This window comes from Maribacter arenosus, assembly GCF_014610845.1.
Taxonomy (GTDB): Bacteria; Bacteroidota; Bacteroidia; order Flavobacteriales; family Flavobacteriaceae; genus Maribacter_A; species Maribacter_A arenosus.
On the sequence record NZ_JABTCG010000002.1, the window covers coordinates 202,857 to 220,918 of the forward strand.

General features: G+C 41.7%; 15 protein-coding genes and 1 tRNA gene. 7 read left to right on the forward strand and 9 right to left on the reverse strand.

Annotated elements, in window-relative coordinates; genetic code table 11:
• Positions 1-19 precede the first annotated feature (19 nt).
• From HPE63_RS05980 to HPE63_RS06000, 5 genes are read right to left on the reverse strand one after another with little or no spacing between them, the layout of a single operon-like run.
• Positions 20-361, reverse strand: coding sequence for an L-rhamnose mutarotase (locus HPE63_RS05980; RefSeq protein ID WP_188313349.1), 342 nt, complete (start codon positions 359-361; stop codon positions 20-22).
• 12 nt (positions 362-373) lie between these two features.
• Positions 374-1,690: an L-fucose:H+ symporter permease gene (gene fucP, locus HPE63_RS05985; RefSeq protein ID WP_188313350.1), complete on the reverse strand. Its 1,317-nt coding sequence runs from the start codon at positions 1,688-1,690 to the stop codon at positions 374-376.
• A 20-nt stretch (positions 1,691-1,710) separates the two neighbouring features.
• Positions 1,711-2,511, reverse strand: coding sequence for an SDR family oxidoreductase (locus HPE63_RS05990; RefSeq protein WP_188313351.1), 801 nt, complete (start codon positions 2,509-2,511; stop codon positions 1,711-1,713).
• A 6-nt stretch (positions 2,512-2,517) separates the two neighbouring features.
• Entirely contained in the window at positions 2,518-3,348 is an 831-nt protein-coding gene (locus HPE63_RS05995) for an amidohydrolase family protein (protein ID WP_188313352.1), read from the reverse strand.
• Positions 3,349-3,352: 4 nt separating this feature from the next.
• Positions 3,353-3,799 carry a hypothetical protein gene (locus tag HPE63_RS06000; RefSeq protein WP_188313353.1) on the reverse strand — a complete coding sequence of 149 codons (447 nt, stop codon included), beginning with the start codon at positions 3,797-3,799 and terminating at the stop codon, positions 3,353-3,355.
• A gap of 334 nt (positions 3,800-4,133) precedes the next feature.
• On the opposite strand from HPE63_RS06000, the gene HPE63_RS06005 reads away from it, so the two are divergent.
• On the forward strand, positions 4,134-5,249 hold the full coding sequence (locus tag HPE63_RS06005; RefSeq protein ID WP_188313354.1) for a formylglycine-generating enzyme family protein: 1,116 nt from the start codon (positions 4,134-4,136) through the stop codon (positions 5,247-5,249).
• A 9-nt stretch (positions 5,250-5,258) separates the two neighbouring features.
• Positions 5,259-6,389: a galactokinase gene (gene galK / locus HPE63_RS06010; RefSeq protein ID WP_188313355.1), complete on the forward strand. Its 1,131-nt coding sequence runs from the start codon at positions 5,259-5,261 to the stop codon at positions 6,387-6,389.
• Between the two features lie 455 nt (positions 6,390-6,844).
• On the opposite strand, the gene HPE63_RS06015 is transcribed toward galK, so the two are convergent.
• From HPE63_RS06015 to dnaE, 4 genes are all read right to left on the reverse strand, one after another.
• Positions 6,845-6,918, reverse strand: a tRNA-Asp gene (locus tag HPE63_RS06015).
• Between the two features lie 73 nt (positions 6,919-6,991).
• The gene (locus HPE63_RS06020; RefSeq protein WP_188313356.1) at positions 6,992-7,921 is read right to left on the reverse strand and encodes a DUF58 domain-containing protein; all 930 of its coding nucleotides are present in this window, start codon (positions 7,919-7,921) and stop codon (positions 6,992-6,994) included.
• Positions 7,922-8,004: 83 nt separating this feature from the next.
• Positions 8,005-8,322: a thioredoxin gene (trxA, locus tag HPE63_RS06025; RefSeq protein ID WP_188313357.1), complete on the reverse strand. Its 318-nt coding sequence runs from the start codon at positions 8,320-8,322 to the stop codon at positions 8,005-8,007.
• Positions 8,323-8,422: 100 nt separating this feature from the next.
• Positions 8,423-12,808 carry a DNA polymerase III subunit alpha gene (gene dnaE, locus HPE63_RS06030; RefSeq protein ID WP_188313358.1) on the reverse strand — a complete coding sequence of 1,462 codons (4,386 nt, stop codon included), beginning with the start codon at positions 12,806-12,808 and terminating at the stop codon, positions 8,423-8,425.
• 165 nt (positions 12,809-12,973) lie between these two features.
• On the opposite strand from dnaE, the gene HPE63_RS06035 reads away from it, so the two are divergent.
• The 5 genes from HPE63_RS06035 to HPE63_RS06055 all read left to right on the forward strand — a co-directional run bounded on the left by HPE63_RS06035 (position 12,974) and on the right by HPE63_RS06055 (position 18,061).
• Positions 12,974-14,395: a sulfatase family protein gene (locus tag HPE63_RS06035; protein WP_188313359.1), complete on the forward strand. Its 1,422-nt coding sequence runs from the start codon at positions 12,974-12,976 to the stop codon at positions 14,393-14,395.
• Between the two features lie 120 nt (positions 14,396-14,515).
• Complete coding sequence (locus tag HPE63_RS06040) at positions 14,516-15,193, forward strand: 30S ribosomal protein S16 (protein WP_188313360.1); 678 nt, start codon at positions 14,516-14,518, stop codon at positions 15,191-15,193.
• Positions 15,194-15,207: 14 nt separating this feature from the next.
• Positions 15,208-15,735, forward strand: coding sequence for a ribosome maturation factor RimM (gene rimM, locus HPE63_RS06045; RefSeq protein ID WP_188313361.1), 528 nt, complete (start codon positions 15,208-15,210; stop codon positions 15,733-15,735).
• A 78-nt stretch (positions 15,736-15,813) separates the two neighbouring features.
• Positions 15,814-17,241, forward strand: a complete 1,428-nt coding sequence (locus HPE63_RS06050; protein WP_188313362.1) for a sulfatase family protein — start codon at positions 15,814-15,816, stop codon at positions 17,239-17,241.
• A 109-nt stretch (positions 17,242-17,350) separates the two neighbouring features.
• A complete protein-coding gene (locus HPE63_RS06055) occupies positions 17,351-18,061 on the forward strand; it encodes a tRNA1(Val) (adenine(37)-N6)-methyltransferase (protein ID WP_188313363.1) in 711 nt (236 codons plus the stop codon).
• Position 18,062: the final 1 nt, after the last annotated feature.

Here is an 18,062-nt window from a genome sequence, read left to right on the forward strand (position 1 = left end):
AATAAATGAACAGTATTTGTTACAATTGAAATATTTGTTCCATTTCAACCCATTTCTCCCCTTTTTTAGCCCAAGGCAATCCCTGTTGATACTTCCACATGAGTTGTTCCCATTCCTGTACCTTGGGATTATTGGCATCCATTTTAGCTTTTTTATTCGGATCAAAAGTTTCATCAACTTCCATGATCATAAACATACGGTTTCCTGTCAAATAAATCTGCATGTCAACAATTCCGGCTTGTTTAATGTTTTTTGTTACTTCTGGCCACGTATTTCCCGTCACATGATACCGCTTATATGTTGCTATTGATTCGGGGTTGTCCTTTAAATCGCACGCATAGCAAATCCTTTTAGTTTTCATCTGGTAAATTCTTTATTTATTATGGATTTTGTACGTTCTATAACCAAAGATGGCTACTACAAGAAAGCAGCATAAGGGCAATGCAAATGAAAAATTGACCTCTGGAACACCAAGTATTTTGATATCGGTATAACCTGATCCCCCAAAGTCTAAAATAGCACCTTGTAATACAGGCATTATAGCCCCACCGACAATGGCCATAACCAAAAATGCCGCTCCGAATTTGGCATCTTCACCAACGCCTTCCAGGGCAATGCCATAAATTGTGGGGAACATCAATGACATACATAGAGAAATTCCCACTAGGAAATACAATCCCATCATTCCTTCAATAAAAATAGCCCCCAGACTACATAGTATGGCCCCTAAGGCGAAATACATCAAGAGTTTACCCGCAAGAACAAATTTTAACAAATAGGTTCCTATCCAACGGCCAGTTAAAAACAAGATTAAAGCCCAATACGCATAAGTGACCGCACTTCTATTGTCAATCCCCAAGGTTTCCGAATATTGATAAATATAGGTCCAACACATAATCTGGGCCCCAACGTAAAACATTTGGGCTATAACGCCCTCAACAAACTTTTTGCTCTTAAAAAGACGCTTTAACGCACTCCCAACAGTACCTCCGTCCAAGTCTTTCTTTTCCGGCATTTTTACTATGGCTATAAGGACGAGCATAAACAAAACAAATAATCCAAGTATTACATAAGGATTTCGAATGACCAAAAGATCGGATGTCCTTACTGCGGTTTTCGCCGTTTCAGAGAGCGTATCATAAATGGTTTGGCCTTGCACATCCAAGTCATCGGATCGTAACGACCCCAGTATAAATGTTTGGGCAACGAATAAGCCCATTAAAGCTCCCATTGGGTTAAATGCCTGGGCCAAATTCAATCTTCGTGTAGCTGTCTCCTCCGGGCCCATTGATAAAATAAAGGGATTAGCGGTTGTCTCGAGGAAAGCCAAGCCAAAAGTCAAAATATATAGGGCCGCCAAGAAAAATCCGAATTCCTCATAGGAAGCCGCAGGATAAAACATTAGTGCCCCAATGGCGTACAGTACCAACCCTAGGATGATTCCTTTTTTATAGGTATACTTTTTTATAAACATGGCTGCAGGAAATGCCATGGTAAAATAACCCCCATAAAAAGCCATTTGTACCCAAGATGCCTGCGTATTGTTCAATTCCAATATCTTTTTAAACGCCGAGACCATAGGATTGGTGATATCATTAGCAAAACCCCATAAGGCGAACAAAAAGGTAATCAAGATAAAGGGTAGAACTACATTTTTAGGGACAACCGGAATTTTTCTGGATTTTTCCATTTTAGAAATTTAGCTGGTGGTTAGTTGTCGTCATCGGTCAGTAAAGAACGGTCAAGATGCACATACCCCCCATCAACAAAGATGAATTGTCCGGTGGTGTGCGAGGATCTATCTGAAATTGTAAATAGGCACGTATCGGCAATTTCCTGGGGCGTAGTCATGCGGTTTCCAAGGGGTATGTTCTTTACGATGGACTTTAGTTTTTCCTCCCCATTCTCAAGGGATTTGATCCAATTATCATAGGCTGGTGTCCAACTCTCGGCAATGATTATGGCATTTGACCGAATTCCATATATAACAAGGTCGACTGCCCACTCTCTGGTCAAACCCAATACGCCTCCTTTCGAAGCAGCATACCCAGATGTATTCCCTTGTCCCGTCAAGGCAACTTTGGATCCGATGTTCAAAATATTTCCCTTGGATTTCTTTAAATAGGGAAGTGCATGTTTCACCACTAAAAAGTAACTTACCATATTCAATTTTAATGACTCCATGAATTCTTCATAGGTGGCATCCAACCCAACCCCATCATTCACTCCCACATTATTGATGATTACATCTATTTTCCCATATTTTTCGATGATGGCATTCATGGCCTTTTCAATCTGCTTTGGTTCTGTGACATCCGTTTTACAAAAGAGGGCATCAATTCCTTTTTTCTTGATACTTTCCACATACGCAAACCCACGGTCATTCCTATCGATTAGCGCAGGAATCGCCCCTTCGTTCGCTAAATTTTGAAGTATGGTCTCGCCTATGCTCCCCTGAATGCCAGCAGCCCCTGAGATAACGACTACTTTTCCTTTTAATCCTAAATCCATTCTGTTCTATCTTAGATTATAAAATTTTATGGCATTACTTCCCATAATCTTTTGCCGCTCGATTGTGCTTAGTTTTGCAATGAAATTAACCACTACTTGCTTTACCCGGGTATAATTCCCAGCCACGAGACAAACGGGCCAATCCGAGCCATACATAAGCCTGTCCGACCCAAATGCCCCCAAAACCAAATCCATATAAGGATCGATTTGATCGGGAGTCCATGAACTGAAATCGGCCTCGGTAATCATGCCCGATAATTTACAATAAACATTTTCGTACTTGGCAATTTCTTTCATTAAAACAGCCCATCCGTCAAAGAAGCCATCCTTGATATAAGGTTTGGCCAGATGGTCTATAACAAATCGCTGATCTGGAAACTTTTTCACAAATTCCAGGGTAGCTCCCAATTGGTGTGGAAAAACCAGAATATCATAAGTATACCCATACTTTTCCAAATGGGATATACCCCTTATAAAATCATGTCGTAGCAAAAAATTGGGGTCCGCTTCCCCTTGAACAATATGTCGAAATCCCTTTATTTCCTTTTGATCGCTATATTTTTCCAAAACAGCATCAACCCCTTTGTCACGCATATCCACCCAACCTACAATCCCTTTTATAAATTCATTCGCCTTGGCCAGTTGCACTAAAAATTCGGTCTCCTGTAGCGTTTGATCGGCTTGTATAGCCACACAACCATCGATATCATTTTCTACAAATACCTTCTTTAAGTCTGATGGTAAAAAATCCTTTCGTATCACAGCTATGGAATCATCTATCCAGCTATGTTTTAAAGGTTCGTACCTCCAGAAATGTTGGTGGGCGTCAATCGTCATGTCATTATTGTAATATGGTTAGCTTAATGACGATTGCCATTTCATTTATGGTTTTCGTTGGAGCTTTAACGGAAAGTCCTTTTTCTTTTCCATTAGACCAATCTATTTTTTCATCACTACCTAGAAAGGATCCCTTCCCAATGGTAAGGGCATCGTATATTTTATCTTTGGCAAAAGATTCAAACCCCACCTCCTTACCTGGTTCAACCGCCCCAAAGTCAATCGCATCTATTAAATAATCCTTTGTAGTATAGCGAATATCAGTATTCGAATATTTGAGTTTCATGAAAGCCTTATGGTTCTTGAAATGACCTTCAGGCTCTTTGGTAGGGCCTTCACCAAAAGTGTACCAAGCATCGGTATCGTAAATGGCCTCTCCAGGTTCTATCTTAGAATCATTTTTTACCTTTGGGATAAATTCCCTTGGCTTTCCACAAACAATACATTTCATTTATGCTAAAATTGGTCTTGAAAGCAAACACGTTGACATCGGACTTCTAAGCTAATTAAAACTTATTTAAATAACTATTATAAGGACCAACAAAGCGTTCTTTTATACCAAGGATAAAGTACAATCGATTTTCATTTAGGCATGCCGGTATTAAAAGGTCCTAGTAGGTTTAATTTTCGTTACCGACACTGTACCCCTTACATAAAAAACACGCTCTATGATGGCAAATCACAATTTATTCCTTTCTTTAAAGCATTCAATTTAATTTAATGTTTAAACGCCCTTTATAATCTTAATGAAATCTGCATATCAAATACCCAAAATTTTCATCGGAATGGTAACGGTGTTTACATTAATTCAATGTGGCAATAAAAAACCAACATTAGAACTAAAAGAAAATTCCGAAGAAGTTATAGATACTATAGAGGTTGTCGATTTATCCAAACTGACCATTCAAAAACCAATCGACCTGAACACCCCGGAAGGTATGGTTTGGATTCCCGGAGGCGAGTTCATGCAGGGTGCCATCCCAGAGGATAAAATGGCCATGCCCCATGAAAAACCGGCACATAAGGTAGCTGTAGATGGTTTCTTTATGGATATTACCGAGGTAACGAATGCCCAATATAAAACGTTTGTTGATGCAACGGGATATATTACTGTGGCCGAAAGAAAAATCGATTGGGAGGAACTTAAAAAGCAAGTCCCGGAAGGCACTGCAAAGCCCCATGATTCCATCATGCAACCTGGATCTTTGACCTTTAAAAAAACCAGGAGCCCAGTTCCCAATCTGTATGATTTCTCACAATGGTGGAATTGGACTATAGGCGCCAATTGGAAACACCCCAATGGCCCAGATTCAAACATAATAGGCAAGGACAACCATCCCGTTGTACATATTGCATACCAAGATGCCTTGGCTTATTGTGAATGGGCGGGCAAACGATTACCTACAGAAGCAGAATGGGAAAGGGCAGCCCGCGGGAATAAGAAGGGGAATATCTATTTTTGGGGTAACGACGTATCAGTATTGTCACAAATGGTGAATAGTTGGGAAGGGGAATTCCCCGTAAATAATACGCAGGTTGATGGTTTTGAACGGCGGGCCCCAGTAAAAACCTATCCTCCCAATGAATTTGGTCTGTACGAAATAGCAGGAAACGTGTGGGAATGGACCAATGACTGGTATAGAACAGATCATTACAATAAGGTTTCCAAGGAGAATATAGTATCGGTAAACCCTAAAGGAGCGACTACCCCCTATAATGTTCGGGAACCCTATGCCAAGGAAAAAATAATGAAAGGGGGTTCATTCTTGTGCAATGCATCCTATTGTGCGAGTTATCGGGTTTCCTCAAGAATGGCCACAAGCGTGGATTCTTCATTGGAACACTTGGGCTTTAGAACTGTTGCCTCTGTTGCCATGGTCAAGAATATGAAAAACAACTAATATAGAAATATGCGCTTTTTAGACAATTTCAAACCAGAACTTACTGTTGAATCCCCAGGTAGAATCAATATCATCGGGGAACATACCGATTATAATATGGGATTTGTACTGCCAACGGCCATAGAAAAGAAAATAACATTCCAGTTTCAAAAAAATGGATCTGATAAAATCTGCCATGTCTATAGCAAGGGTTATGATACCGGGTTCGAACTGTCTTTGGATACGATTGAAATAAGTAAGGTAGAATGGGAAAACTACATCTTGGGTGTTTTGAATGAAATATCAAAAAGGACAGACAAACTTAAAGGTTTTGACTGTGTCTTGGAAAGCCATGTGCCCATTGGTTCTGGTGTGAGTTCTTCGGCCGCATTGGAATGCGGATTGGCTTTTGGTTTAAATGAACTGTTCGGTTTAGGATTGAGCAAAATGGATATTGTAGAGTTGTCACAAGCGGCTGAGCATACCTATGCGGGGACCAAATGCGGTATCATGGATCAATTTGCTTCCGTAATGAGTAAAGAAGGGCATGTCATACTTTTGGATTGTGAGTCACTGGAGTACTCCTATATCCCTATACATATAGAGCCATATAAGATCGTACTCTTGAACACCAATGTTTCGCACAATCTTGCGTCCGGTGAATACAACAAAAGAAGAGCCCAGTGTGAGGCAGGGGTTGGTGCACTTCAAAAGATCTATCCTGAAGTAAAATCGTTACGTAATGCCAATATGGACATGTTGAACAAGGTAAAGGATAAAATCGATAAAACGGTCTACAATCGTTGTGCCTATGTCATCCAGGAGAAAATCAGGGTTTTAGAGGCCGTAGAGGCCCTTAAGGGTAATAATCTCAAGAGAGTTGGCGAATTATTGTATAAAACCCATGAAGGGTTGAGCAAAATGTATGAGGTAAGTTGTCCTGAATTGGATTTTCTGGTGGAGTTTACAAAAGGTAACGATGCGGTCCTAGGCGCACGAATGATGGGCGGTGGTTTTGGTGGTTGTACCATAAATTTAGTACACGAAGATGCGATAGACGAATTTGTAGCTGCGGCATCAAAAGCTTATGAGAAAGCTTGTAACCTTAAATTAACTTGGTTTGAAGCCAGCCCTGGCCAGGGAACGTCGATCTTAAAATAATATTTGAGCATTGAGTTCAACGAAAATCCGCATAGAAGGTTTAATATATTATAGGGGAATGAGATCTTGGTTTCGCCCCACAGATGGAAAAGGACATCCTGAATGGCATTATCACATGTCTTTTTTTCGACCGTTATTACGATCGGCAACCGTTAAAATGTTTATGGTCGGCTAATAGATGTTCGCGAACGGCCCAAATGGTTGCCCTGCAAACACATCGCCTTTCGCCAACTGGATTGACCTTCTAAATTGGAAAATGGGAAGCGCGATCTGGTATTTTCCCGTCCGGGATTGTTTCTTCACGATGTTCGGAAACGGCCCAAAAGGTGGCCCTGCAAACACATCGCCTTTCGCCAACTTTGTAGGCATGGTCTTTTTTGATTTCTTCGTTCAATCGCAAGCGATGCGCTCAAAACTAAAAAAGCCCTTCACGATTGTGAAGGGCTTTTATGTTGCGGTCTGGACGGGACTCGAACCCGCGACCCCCTGCGTGACAGGCAGGTATTCTAACCAACTGAACTACCAGACCGTGCTTAGAGCGGTGCAAATATACATTGCTTAATGAAATCCGCAAACAATTTCTTGCAAAATATTCAACACCATCAAAGGAATTTTTGCCGCTCTACCATAAATGTATTCAACACTTTTGAAAAATCGCCACGAACATCGACATCCACATACTTTATCTTGTATTGGGCACATTTTAATTTCAGTGCCTCAAAATAAACCTTTATGGCTTTTTCATATCCTGCCTTTACGGTGTCGGAGAAAAGGTCTATATGTTCCCCGGTCTCAACATCCAGAAAACGCTTGGGGGAATTCCCAAAATCAAAGTGCAATTCCTTGTCCGCATCCAATAAATGAAATAGCACCACCTCATGCTTATTGTACTTCAAATGGCGTAGCGCCTCGAATATCTTGTCGTCATCGGTTTCGGTCTGAAACATATCGGTAAATAAGAAAATAAGACTCCGCCTTTTCAGCTTTTCGGCTATCAAGTGCAGATAGGTATACAAACCGGTCTTTTTACCCGGTTGGGTATCCAAACTGATCTCGCCTAACTTGGTCAACAACATTTGATGGTGCCTTTCGCTCCCCTTTTCTGGGGCATAGTAATTATAGGTGTCCGAGAAAACACTCAATCCGACAGCATCACGTTGTCTTTTAAGCACATTCATTATCGCCGCGATTGCTAAAACCCCAAAACCTATTTTGTTCAAGTTATCGATCGTGGGTCTCTCAATCTTGGGATAATACATGGAAGCCGAATTGTCCAAGATCATATGGCACCTTAGATTGGTTTCTTCCTCATATCTTTTGGTGTACAACTTATCGGTTTTGGCAAATAGCTTCCAATCGATATGCTTGGTGCTCTCACCGCTATTATAGATCTTATGTTCAGCGAATTCGGCAGAGAAACCATGAAACGGACTCTTGTGTATCCCACTGATAAATCCCTCGACCACCTGTTGTGCCAAAAGCTCCAAATTCTGGAATAAACTTGCCTTATCTAATTCTGATCTAAGATCCATGCCTTTGCATTGTTCAACTAAAATAAAACAAAAAGGCCCTGAAACTACTATCAGGGCCTTTTTGAATTGAAATAATTTTCTTTTTACAATAGTGCATCAATGGCATCGGTATAGACTTTCTTGGGAGAAACCCCTACTTGTCTATTCACGATCTCGCCATTTTTGAATACCAATACCGTTGGGATATTACGTACCCCATATTTTGCCGCAAATTCCTGATTCGAATCTACATCTACCTTACCAACGACGGCTTTACCGTCATATTCTGCACTCACCTCATCGATGATAGGGCCGACCATTCTACAAGGACCACACCAAGCTGCCCAAAAATCAACTACTACCGGTTTATCACTTTTTAAAACTACCTCGTCAAAAGTAGCATCTGTTATTTCTAATGCCATGTTGTTATATTTTAATTATACAAATTTAGTCAAATATTTTACCTGAACCTTACGAACACCATATTCGTTTTTCCTATGGCTGTATTGATGGAATTTATCGTTAATTCAATTTATAGTGCACTTCTTTTTCTTCCAGCAGATTTAATAATTCACTGCTAATCTGAACTTTTTGTTTTCTACTTGTTAAATTCACTTTAATTTCCTCCTGCATTTCATAAACCACAAAATTCAAGGGATGGCTCCCCTTATGGGATACCAACGTATGCTTTAAATCAACGATATGCTCTTCCCGGAGATTTTCGATATCGAGTTTTATCGTCAATTTTTTGGCATAGGTTTCCATTACTTCCTGAAGTAACATGAAACTATTGAACTGCATCCTTGGATCCCCTTTTTGGCCAGTTTCACGATTTACCCATCCTTCCCTTACAAAAATCTTAACATAAACAAAGGAATTGATCATTAGAAAATGGCGGTACTTCAAATACTCTTCACCAAAAATCCGGAATTCGAACGAATCAGTGTAATCCTCGATGGTAAACAAGGCCCATCCTTTTCCATTCTTTGAAACACGATGCTGCACATCGGAAATGACCCCCGCAATAGAGATTTCCCGATTTATTAGCTCCTCCAAATTATGGGCATTGGAAACACTGGCATTACAGAAAGCATTGATTTCCGTTTTAAAATCATCTAAAGGATGACCTGATATATAAATACCCACCACCTCTTTTTCACGACGAAGTTTTTCCATAGTACCCCATTCTTCACAAGGGGGAACCTCTGGTTCGGGAATCTGGACTTCACTGGCATCCCCGAAGAGACTTACTTGGGCCGAGTTCTCATTCTCTTGATATTTGGAACCGTATTTGATCACTTTCTCCAAAAATGTCACCCCATCACCTTCCTGATGAAAATACTGGGCCCTATGGGTGGTGCCAAAAGAATCGAAGCCTCCGGCCACGGCCAAACTTTCGAATGCTTTTTTATTAGAGGCCCGCAAATCGATACGTTTGGCCAAATCAAATACCGACTTAAAGGGTCCGTCTTCCTTTCTATTGGCAACAATGGTCTCTACCGCAGCGCGTCCTACACCCTTAATGGCCCCCATTCCAAAACGAACGGCACCATCCTTGTTTACGGCAAACTTGTAATATGATTCATTGACATCGGGCCCTAGTACATCCAAGCCCATGCGCTTACATTCTTCCATGAAAAATGTAACCTGCTTAATGTCGTTCATGTTGTTCGAAAGCACCGCTGCCATATATTCTGCCGGGTAATGCGCCTTTAAATAAGCCGTCTGGTAGGCGATATAAGCATAACAGGTAGAATGACTTTTATTGAAGGCATAGGCCGCAAAGGCTTCCCAGTCTTTCCAAATCTTTTCAAGTACCTCACGCGGATGTCCGTTCTTCTCACCGCCATCCAAGAACTGGGGTTTTAATTTTTGTAGTAGGGAGAATATTTTTTTTCCCATGGCCTTTCGCAATACATCGGCTTCACCCTTAGAGAAATTGGCCAGCTTTTGGGACAGTAGCATCACCTGCTCCTGGTATACTGTAATGCCATAGGTCTCTTTGAGATACTCCTCCATATCGTCAAGATCATAGGATATCTCTTCCCGTCCATGCTTACGTGCGATAAAACTGGGAATATACTCCATGGGGCCCGGACGATACAGGGCGTTCATGGCAATAAGATCTTCGAATACCGTCGGTTTCAGGTCCTTTAAATGCTTTTGCATTCCTGCGGATTCGTACTGGAATATCCCAACCGTATCCCCTCGTTGAAAGAGTTCGTAAGTCTTTACATCATCTAAGGGAAAATCATCGGGCACCAATTCAATACCATGCTTGGCCTTTACGATCTTGACCGTATCCTTGATCAATGTCAAGGTTTTCAGCCCAAGGAAATCCATTTTCAACAAGCCGGCACTTTCCACAACCGAGTTATCAAATTGGGTTACATACAAATCGGAATCCTTAGCAGTGGCAACAGGGACGAAGTTGGTGATATCATCAGGGGTAATGATTACACCACAGGCATGGATCCCCGTATTTCTGAGGGAACCTTCCAAAACCCTGGCCATATTCACGGTTTGTCCCTCTAAGTCATCCCCATCGGCAATATTCAATAGTTGGTTGACTTTTTCCATCTCCTCGGTCCGGAATCTTTTTTTAAGCTCCGCTTCCGGCACACCAAAGATCTTACCGAGCTTTGACATGGTCGGGATCAACTTGGCAATACGATCGGCATCCCCTAACGGTAAATCCAATACCCTGGCCGTATCCCTAATCGAGGATTTCGCTGCCATGGTACCATACGTAATGATCTGTGCTACTTGATTGGCGCCGTATTTATTGATTACATAATCCATGACTCGTCCCCGACCCTCATCGTCAAAATCGATATCGATATCGGGCATCGACACCCTATCCGGATTCAGGAACCGCTCGAACAGCAAATCATATTTCAGAGGATCTATATTCGTGATGGCTAGGCAATAGGCCACGACAGATCCTGCAGCAGATCCCCGACCAGGGCCTACCGAAACATCCATTTTACGCGCTTCACGAATGAAATCCTCAACAATCAGAAAATAACCAGGATACCCCGAATTTTCTATAGTTTTTAACTCAAAATCGATGCGCTCCATTATTTCTGGAGTGATATCTTTATAACGTTTTTTAGCCCCCTCATAGGTAATATGCCTCAAATAGGCATTTTCACCACGTTTACCCCCATCGACCTCATCTTCATCAACCTTAAAATTGGCCGGAATATCGAACTTGGGCAATAGCACGTCCCTTGCTAAATCATAGGGTTCTACCTTATCCACGATTTCCTGTATGTTCAGAATAGACTCTGGCAAGTCTTTGAACAACTCGATCATTTCCTCGGAAGACTTAAAATAATACTCCTGATTTGGCAAGCCGTATCGGTAACCGCGACCACGACCAATTGGGGTGGCTCGCTTCTCACCGTCCTTTACACAAAGTAGAATATCATGGGCCTCCGCGTCTTTCTTGGCACAATAATAGGTATTGTTGGTAGCCACCATCTTAACCTGATGTCTTGTTGCAAAATCGATCAATACCTTGTTGACGCGATCCTCATCTTCCTGACCGTGGCGCATAATCTCAATATATAAATCATCGCCAAATTGTTCTTTCCACCATAATAATGCTTCCTCTGCCTGCTTTTCACCAACATTCAATATCTTTCCTGGCACTTCCCCATAAAGGTTGCCTGTCAATACAATGATGTCTTCCTTGTACTTTTGAATGATGTTCTTGTCTATTCTTGGCACGTAATAAAATCCTTCCGTATAGGCTATTGAGGACATCTTGGCCAAATTGTGGTAGCCGTTCTTGTTCTTTGCCAAAAGAACTATCTGATAGCCATAATCCTTAACACTTTTGTTGGTATGGTCTTCACAAACGAAAAATTCACAACCGATTATGGGTTTAATTTCCTTTTCGTTCGTTTCCTCCCCTTTTTCCAAAGCTTTGGTATTTTTTTCCTGTACCGATTTATTATGTGCCTTTACCATTCTTACAAAATGGAATGCCCCCATCATATTGGCATGGTCGGTCAAAGCAACGGCAGGCATGTGGTTCTTGGCCGCCGATTGTACCAAATCCTTAATATTGATTGTCGATTGTAAGACGGAAAACTGGGAATGGTTATGCAAATGTACGAATGGGGTATCGGAGAGACTTTCGATATTCTCCTTGATCTCTTCCTCGGAAACCCCACCCGTATCCTTTTCCCAAAGGGCATCAGCTATTTTTTTTGATGCTTTTTTAAGATTGATGTGTTTTAGACCAATGAGTTCTATCTCTTTCGGATTGGCCTCGGAGAATTTTTGAAAGTAATCGGGTTGTACATCCAATTGCTCCTGGGTATAGTGCTTTCGACGCACCAATTCGAAAAAACAACGTGTGGTTGCCTCCACATCCGCGGTGGCATTATGGGCTTCCTCAAAAGGTTGGTTAAAAAGATATTCATGAAGCTCTGTCAGCGTAGGTAGTTTAAATTTACCCCCTCGACCTCCAGGAATTTGGCAAAGCAAGGCCGTCTCCTCGGTACAGGTGTCCAAAACCGGAAGTTCCTGTAAGGCATTCGCAATACCTAAACGGTGAAATTCGGCCCCCATGATATTGATATCAAAGCCTACATTTTGCCCAACGATGAATTTTGTTTTGGACATGGCCGTGTTGAATAGCTCCAGTACTTCGGACAAGGAGGTTCCTTTTTGAACGGCCAGTTCTGTAGAAATACCATGTATCTGTTCTGCATCATAGGGTATATTGAAACCATCGGGCTTTACCAGATAATCCTGACTTTCGATCAAATTCCCCATGGCATCGTGTAATTGCCAAGCTATCTGTATACAGCGAGGCCAATTATCCACATCGGTAAAAGGTGCATCCCATCGTTTGGGCAAACCAGTAGTCTCGGTGTCAAAAATAAGATACATCCAATGTGTTTTTAAGTGCAAAAAAAGTGTTATAAAAATAGATAAAAGGGGCTTTGGACAAAAGGGTAGTTATTAGGAGTTATCAACGGGAATTCTAAATTACTTCCTTTTAGTGAATCCACAAAAACCGTACCTTAAGGCCCTATTTAAATATTCGTCTACCCAATGGCCTATTCTACTATTTTTTGGAAGTTGTTATATTCCCTATCTATCAGTATGATCGTATCCCAAACGCCTATTCATGGACAAATAGACCCTTCAAACCCGCCCAATTTTATCATCATATTCGCCGATGATTTGGGTTATGGCGACTTGAGTTCCTATGGCAATCCAACCATACATACCCCAAATTTAGACCGTATGGCGCATGAAGGGCAAAAATGGACGAATTTTTATGCCGCAGCCAGCGTGTGTACACCAAGTAGGGCTGCCCTGTTAACAGGGAGACTACCTGTACGCAGTGGAATGAGCAGTAATATTCATCGGGTGTTGTTTCCTGACAGTAAAAATGGGTTACCCGCCAGTGAAATCACATTGGCAGAGCAGCTCAAAAAAGCAGGGTACGCCTCGGCCTGTATTGGCAAATGGCATCTGGGCCATAAAGAACAGTACCTACCAACCAACAATGGTTTTGATTCCTATTTTGGAATTCCGTACTCTAACGATATGGACTTTATTGGGAATACCGACTACAATAAGTTGGCCCAAGAAAGCCCAATAGCCATTAAAATGGAGGATTATAATGTTCCCCTTTTGCAGAACACCAAAATCATTGAACGCCCGGCGAACCAAAATAATATTACCCAAAGATATTCAGAAGAGGCTGTTTCTTTTATTAAAGAACATAAAGATGAACCCTTTTTCATCTATCTGGCGCATAATCTGCCCCATATTCCTTTATTCGCTTCAGGGAATTTTCTTGGCTCTAGTAAACGTGGATTATATGGCGATGTGGTCGAAGAAATAGACAATGGGGTAGGCCTTATCCTTAAGACATTGAAGGAAACTGGTCTGGCAGAAAACACCATTGTTGTCTTTACCTCCGACAACGGGCCTTGGCTACCTTTCAAAACCCATGCTGGCAGTGCGGGACCACTTAAAGCAGGCAAAGGCACCACATGGGAGGGTGGTATGCGGGAACCCACGATTTTCTGGGGACCCGGATTGGTCAAACCCGGTCTGGTCAGCGAACTTGGATCTACGATGGATATATTCGCTACTTTTAGTACTATGGCCGGTATCGAACTCCCAAAGGACCGTATTATTGATGGGAAAGATTTAAGTGAAACTTTGATTCATCACAAACCAAGCCCAAGAAATAGTATGCTATACTACCGGGGAACCGAACTATATGCCGCACGACTCGGGGACTTTAAAGCCCATTTTATCACAGAAGGTGAATATGGGCAGTTCGGGGAACTTGAAGTACATGACCCCCCATTGTTATATAATGTAAATCAGGATATTTCGGAAAATTTCAATATCGCAGGGAATCATCCTGAAATTATCGAACAAATCAAAAAGCTTGTTGAAGACCATAAATCCAACTTGGTCAAAGGCAAAGATCAATTGGCCGAAAGGGAATAAAGTAATTTATTTAAAATTATTGCCGAATTAAAGAATTACAGTATATTTGCAGCCCCTTTTTAAGGGATTTAAAGAAGAATTAATAACCGAGGGTCGGGCACCCTACAAAATTAATGTGATATGCCAGTAAAAATTAGATTACAAAGACACGGAAAAAAAGGAAAACCTTTCTATTGGATCGTAGCCGCCGATGCACGTGCAAAAAGGGACGGTAAATATTTAGAGAAATTAGGAATCTACAATCCTAATACCAATCCAGCGACTATCGAAGTCAATGTTGACAATTCGGTTGAGTGGTTAAATAACGGAGCACAACCTACAGATACTGCAAGAGCAATACTTTCATATAAGGGTGTTTTATTAAAGCACCACTTAATGGGCGGTGTTCGTAAAGGTGCCTTGACTGAGGAACAGGCAGAAGAAAAATTCATTGCTTGGTTGGCAGAGAAAGAAAAACTGGTTGCCTCTAAAGTAAGTGGACTTGATAAAGCTAAAGCAGATGCTAAAGCTAAAGCCTTAGCTGCCGAAAAAGAGGTGAACGAAAAACGTGCTTTGGCCGCTGCAGAAGCAGAATTGCCGGAAGAGATCGTTGAATCTGAAATTGTTGTTGAGGAAGCCCCTAAAGCTGAGGAAGCTACTACGGAAGTAGTCGAAGAAACTGCTGCGGAAGCACCTGCCGTTGAAGAGAAAACTGCCGAAGCACCTGCCGTTGAAGAAACTGCTGCAGAAGCACCAGCTGCTGTTGAAGAGGCTGCTAAGGAAGAAGCTGCACCAGAAGCTCCTAAAGAAGAAAAGTAAAATGTACCGAAGCGATGCAAAAGGAAGAATGTTTCTACCTAGGTAAGATCGTTTCAAAATATAGTTTCAAAGGGGAGGTGCTTGCTAAGCTCGATACCGATGAACCTGGGATTTACGAAAATATGGAATCAGTCTTTGTTTCATTGGGAAACAATCTGGTTCCATTTTTTATTGAAAAATGTAGCCTCCACAAATCAAACTTGCTACGTATCGATTTTGAAGAGGTAAAGTCAGAATCTGAAGCGGACCGCCTTATGGGTTCGGAACTTTATCTTCCTCTGACTTTTCTTCCCAAACTTACTGGTGATAAATTCTATTTTCACGAGGTTATCGGTTTCACGGTCAAAGATAGCGTTCATGGCGATATCGGGATTATTAAAAGTATCAATGACACGACGTCCCAAGCCCTTTTTGAGGTGGTAAAAAACGGAAAGGAACTATTGATTCCGATCAATGATGAAATCATTAACAAAGTAGATCGGGAAAACAAAACGATTTTCGTTTCCACACCCGAAGGATTGGTGGAACTATATTTGTCGTAAAAGGGTTTTGATTTTAATCTTTTTGTAAGATTCTTAATAAATTCCTCTAATTTTAAGATTGAGAACAAACCCTAAAACATGACCAAATACGTATTTCCACTCATTCTATTGTTCATTTTTGCTTGTAAAAACAATGACTCCCGGTCGGAAACGTCTACCCGCCCACCCAATGTCGTTTTGATCTTTACCGATGACCAAGGGTATCAAGATGTGGGTGTATTTGGATCTCCAAATATAGAAACCCCCTATTTAGATCAAATGGCTTCTGAAGGTGTACAATTAACAAGCTATTATTCGGCCCAAGCCGTATGTTCTGCATCGCGTGCTGGGATTTTGACCGGATGCTATCCCAATCGTATTGGCATTCATAATGCCTTAGGCCCTGGAAACACCCATGGCATCAATAGTAGCGAAACCACAATAGCCGAAATGCTAAAAGCCAATGGGTATACTACCGCGATTTTTGGAAAATGGCATTTGGGACACTATCCTGAATTTATGCCCAACCGGCATGGGTTCGACGAGTATTTTGGCATACCCTATTCCAATGATATGTGGCCCTTTCATCCACAACAAGGTCCTATTTTCAATTTCCCGGACCTACCCCTATATGAAAATGAAACGGTCATCGACACCTTGACCGAACAATCGCAACTGACCACCCAAATTACCGAACGGAGCGTAGATTTTATCGAGAGGAACAAGGACAATCCCTTCTTTTTGTATGTGGCCCACCCACAACCCCATGTTCCGCTTTTCGTTTCAGATAAGTTCAAAGGAAAATCAAAAAGAGGGTTATATGGCGATGTGATCATGGAAATCGATTGGTCTGTTGGTCAAATTATTGATGCTCTAAAAAAGAACGGACTCGAAGATAATACCGTAGTTATTTTCACTTCGGACAATGGTCCTTGGTTGTCCTATGGCAATCACGCCGGTAGTGCCCTACCCCTGCGTGAAGGTAAAGGAACCGCGTGGGAAGGTGGACAGCGGGAACCCTTTATCATAAAATATCCGGATAAATTAAAGGCCGGTAAAGTGGTCGATATTCCCGTGATGGCGATTGATATGCTACCCACCATCGCCCGGCTTACCAATTCCGAACTGCCAGGGTTGACCATTGATGGAAAAGATGTTTGGAATGTTATTTCAGGGGAAACTACGGAAAGCCCTCAAAAAGCTTATTTCTTTTATTATCGTGTAAATGAACTTTTCGGCGTTCGATATGGCAAATGGAAACTTTATTTTCCACACCGCTATCGAACCATGGAGGGACAGGAACCGGGAAAGGATGGACAGCCTGGTGAATATCGAATGATCGATCTTGAGGAGATTGAACTTTACGATGTGGAAAACGATATCAGTGAAACCAAGAATGTGGCCAAAGAACATCCCAAGGTCGTGGAGGAAATAAAAATACTCGCTAATAAAATTCGGTCGCGACTAGGGGATTCCTTATTGGAATTGGAGGGTTCTGAGACACGGGAACCGGGACGGATTGACTAAAATTCTTATAAAATTGAACCGAAATAATGTCTCGCAGAATACAGTCGAGACGTTTATTCATGACCAATCGAGAAGTTCCCGACCGCGTTCGACGAGACACCCAGCACTAATGAAACCCTTCAAATTCAAACAATTTACCATACATCAAGATCGCTGTGCAATGCAAATTGGCACGGACGGGGTACTCCTAGGGGCATGGACTTCCCTAGCGAACCATCCAGACGCTATATTGGATATAGGAGCTGGCACAGGTTTACTGGCCCTGATGTTGGCACAACGGTGTGGAGCCAACACAATCGATGCCCTGGAAATCGATGAAGATGCCTATGAACAATGCGTTGGGAACTTCGAAAATTCCCCTTGGGGCGATCGTCTTTTCTGCTACCATGCCGGATTGGATGAATTTATGAATGATATCGAAGAGCAATATGATTTGATAATTTCCAATCCGCCCTTTTATACTGAAGATGTTACCAGCGGTAATTTCGCAAGGGACACGGCACGACAAAACCAATCCCTCCCCTTCGAAGAACTGATAAAAAGCGTTTCTATGCTTCTAAAGCCCTCAGGTTTTTTTTCTACCATAATTCCCTTTAAAACGGAGGGCCGATTTATTTCCCTGGCCGCCCAAAAAGGTTTATTCCCGGAGCGAATCACAAGGGTAAAAGGCAATCCTTCGTCAGAAATCAAACGGAGTTTACTTGAATTTTCCTTTAATAAAAATAAAGCTTTTGAGGATGAATTGATCATTGAAATCGAAAGACATCAATACACACCGAAGTACACCGAATTGACAAAGTCCTTTTATTTAAAGATGTGAT

What these genes read in the sequence shown, in the direction of transcription:
- trxA (WP_188313357.1), bottom strand. Translation starts at nt 8,322, where the DNA reads ATGGCATTAGAAATAACAGATGCTACTTTTGACGAGGTAGTTTTAAAA.
- HPE63_RS06020 (WP_188313356.1), bottom strand. Translation starts at nt 7,921, where the DNA reads ATGGATCTTAGATCAGAATTAGATAAGGCAAGTTTATTCCAGAATTTG.
- fucP (WP_188313350.1), bottom strand. Translation starts at nt 1,690, where the DNA reads ATGGAAAAATCCAGAAAAATTCCGGTTGTCCCTAAAAATGTAGTTCTA.
- galK (WP_188313355.1), top strand. Translation starts at nt 5,259, where the DNA reads ATGCGCTTTTTAGACAATTTCAAACCAGAACTTACTGTTGAATCCCCA.
- HPE63_RS06035 (WP_188313359.1), top strand. Translation starts at nt 12,974, where the DNA reads ATGGCCTATTCTACTATTTTTTGGAAGTTGTTATATTCCCTATCTATC.
- rimM (WP_188313361.1), top strand. Translation starts at nt 15,208, where the DNA reads ATGCAAAAGGAAGAATGTTTCTACCTAGGTAAGATCGTTTCAAAATAT.
- HPE63_RS05980 (WP_188313349.1), bottom strand. Translation starts at nt 361, where the DNA reads ATGAAAACTAAAAGGATTTGCTATGCGTGCGATTTAAAGGACAACCCC.
- HPE63_RS05995 (WP_188313352.1), bottom strand. Translation starts at nt 3,348, where the DNA reads ATGACGATTGACGCCCACCAACATTTCTGGAGGTACGAACCTTTAAAA.
- HPE63_RS05990 (WP_188313351.1), bottom strand. Translation starts at nt 2,511, where the DNA reads ATGGATTTAGGATTAAAAGGAAAAGTAGTCGTTATCTCAGGGGCTGCT.
- HPE63_RS06005 (WP_188313354.1), top strand. Translation starts at nt 4,134, where the DNA reads ATGGTAACGGTGTTTACATTAATTCAATGTGGCAATAAAAAACCAACA.
- dnaE (WP_188313358.1), bottom strand. Translation starts at nt 12,808, where the DNA reads ATGTATCTTATTTTTGACACCGAGACTACTGGTTTGCCCAAACGATGG.
- HPE63_RS06050 (WP_188313362.1), top strand. Translation starts at nt 15,814, where the DNA reads ATGACCAAATACGTATTTCCACTCATTCTATTGTTCATTTTTGCTTGT.
- HPE63_RS06000 (WP_188313353.1), bottom strand. Translation starts at nt 3,799, where the DNA reads ATGAAATGTATTGTTTGTGGAAAGCCAAGGGAATTTATCCCAAAGGTA.
- HPE63_RS06055 (WP_188313363.1), top strand. Translation starts at nt 17,351, where the DNA reads ATGAAACCCTTCAAATTCAAACAATTTACCATACATCAAGATCGCTGT.
- HPE63_RS06040 (WP_188313360.1), top strand. Translation starts at nt 14,516, where the DNA reads ATGCCAGTAAAAATTAGATTACAAAGACACGGAAAAAAAGGAAAACCT.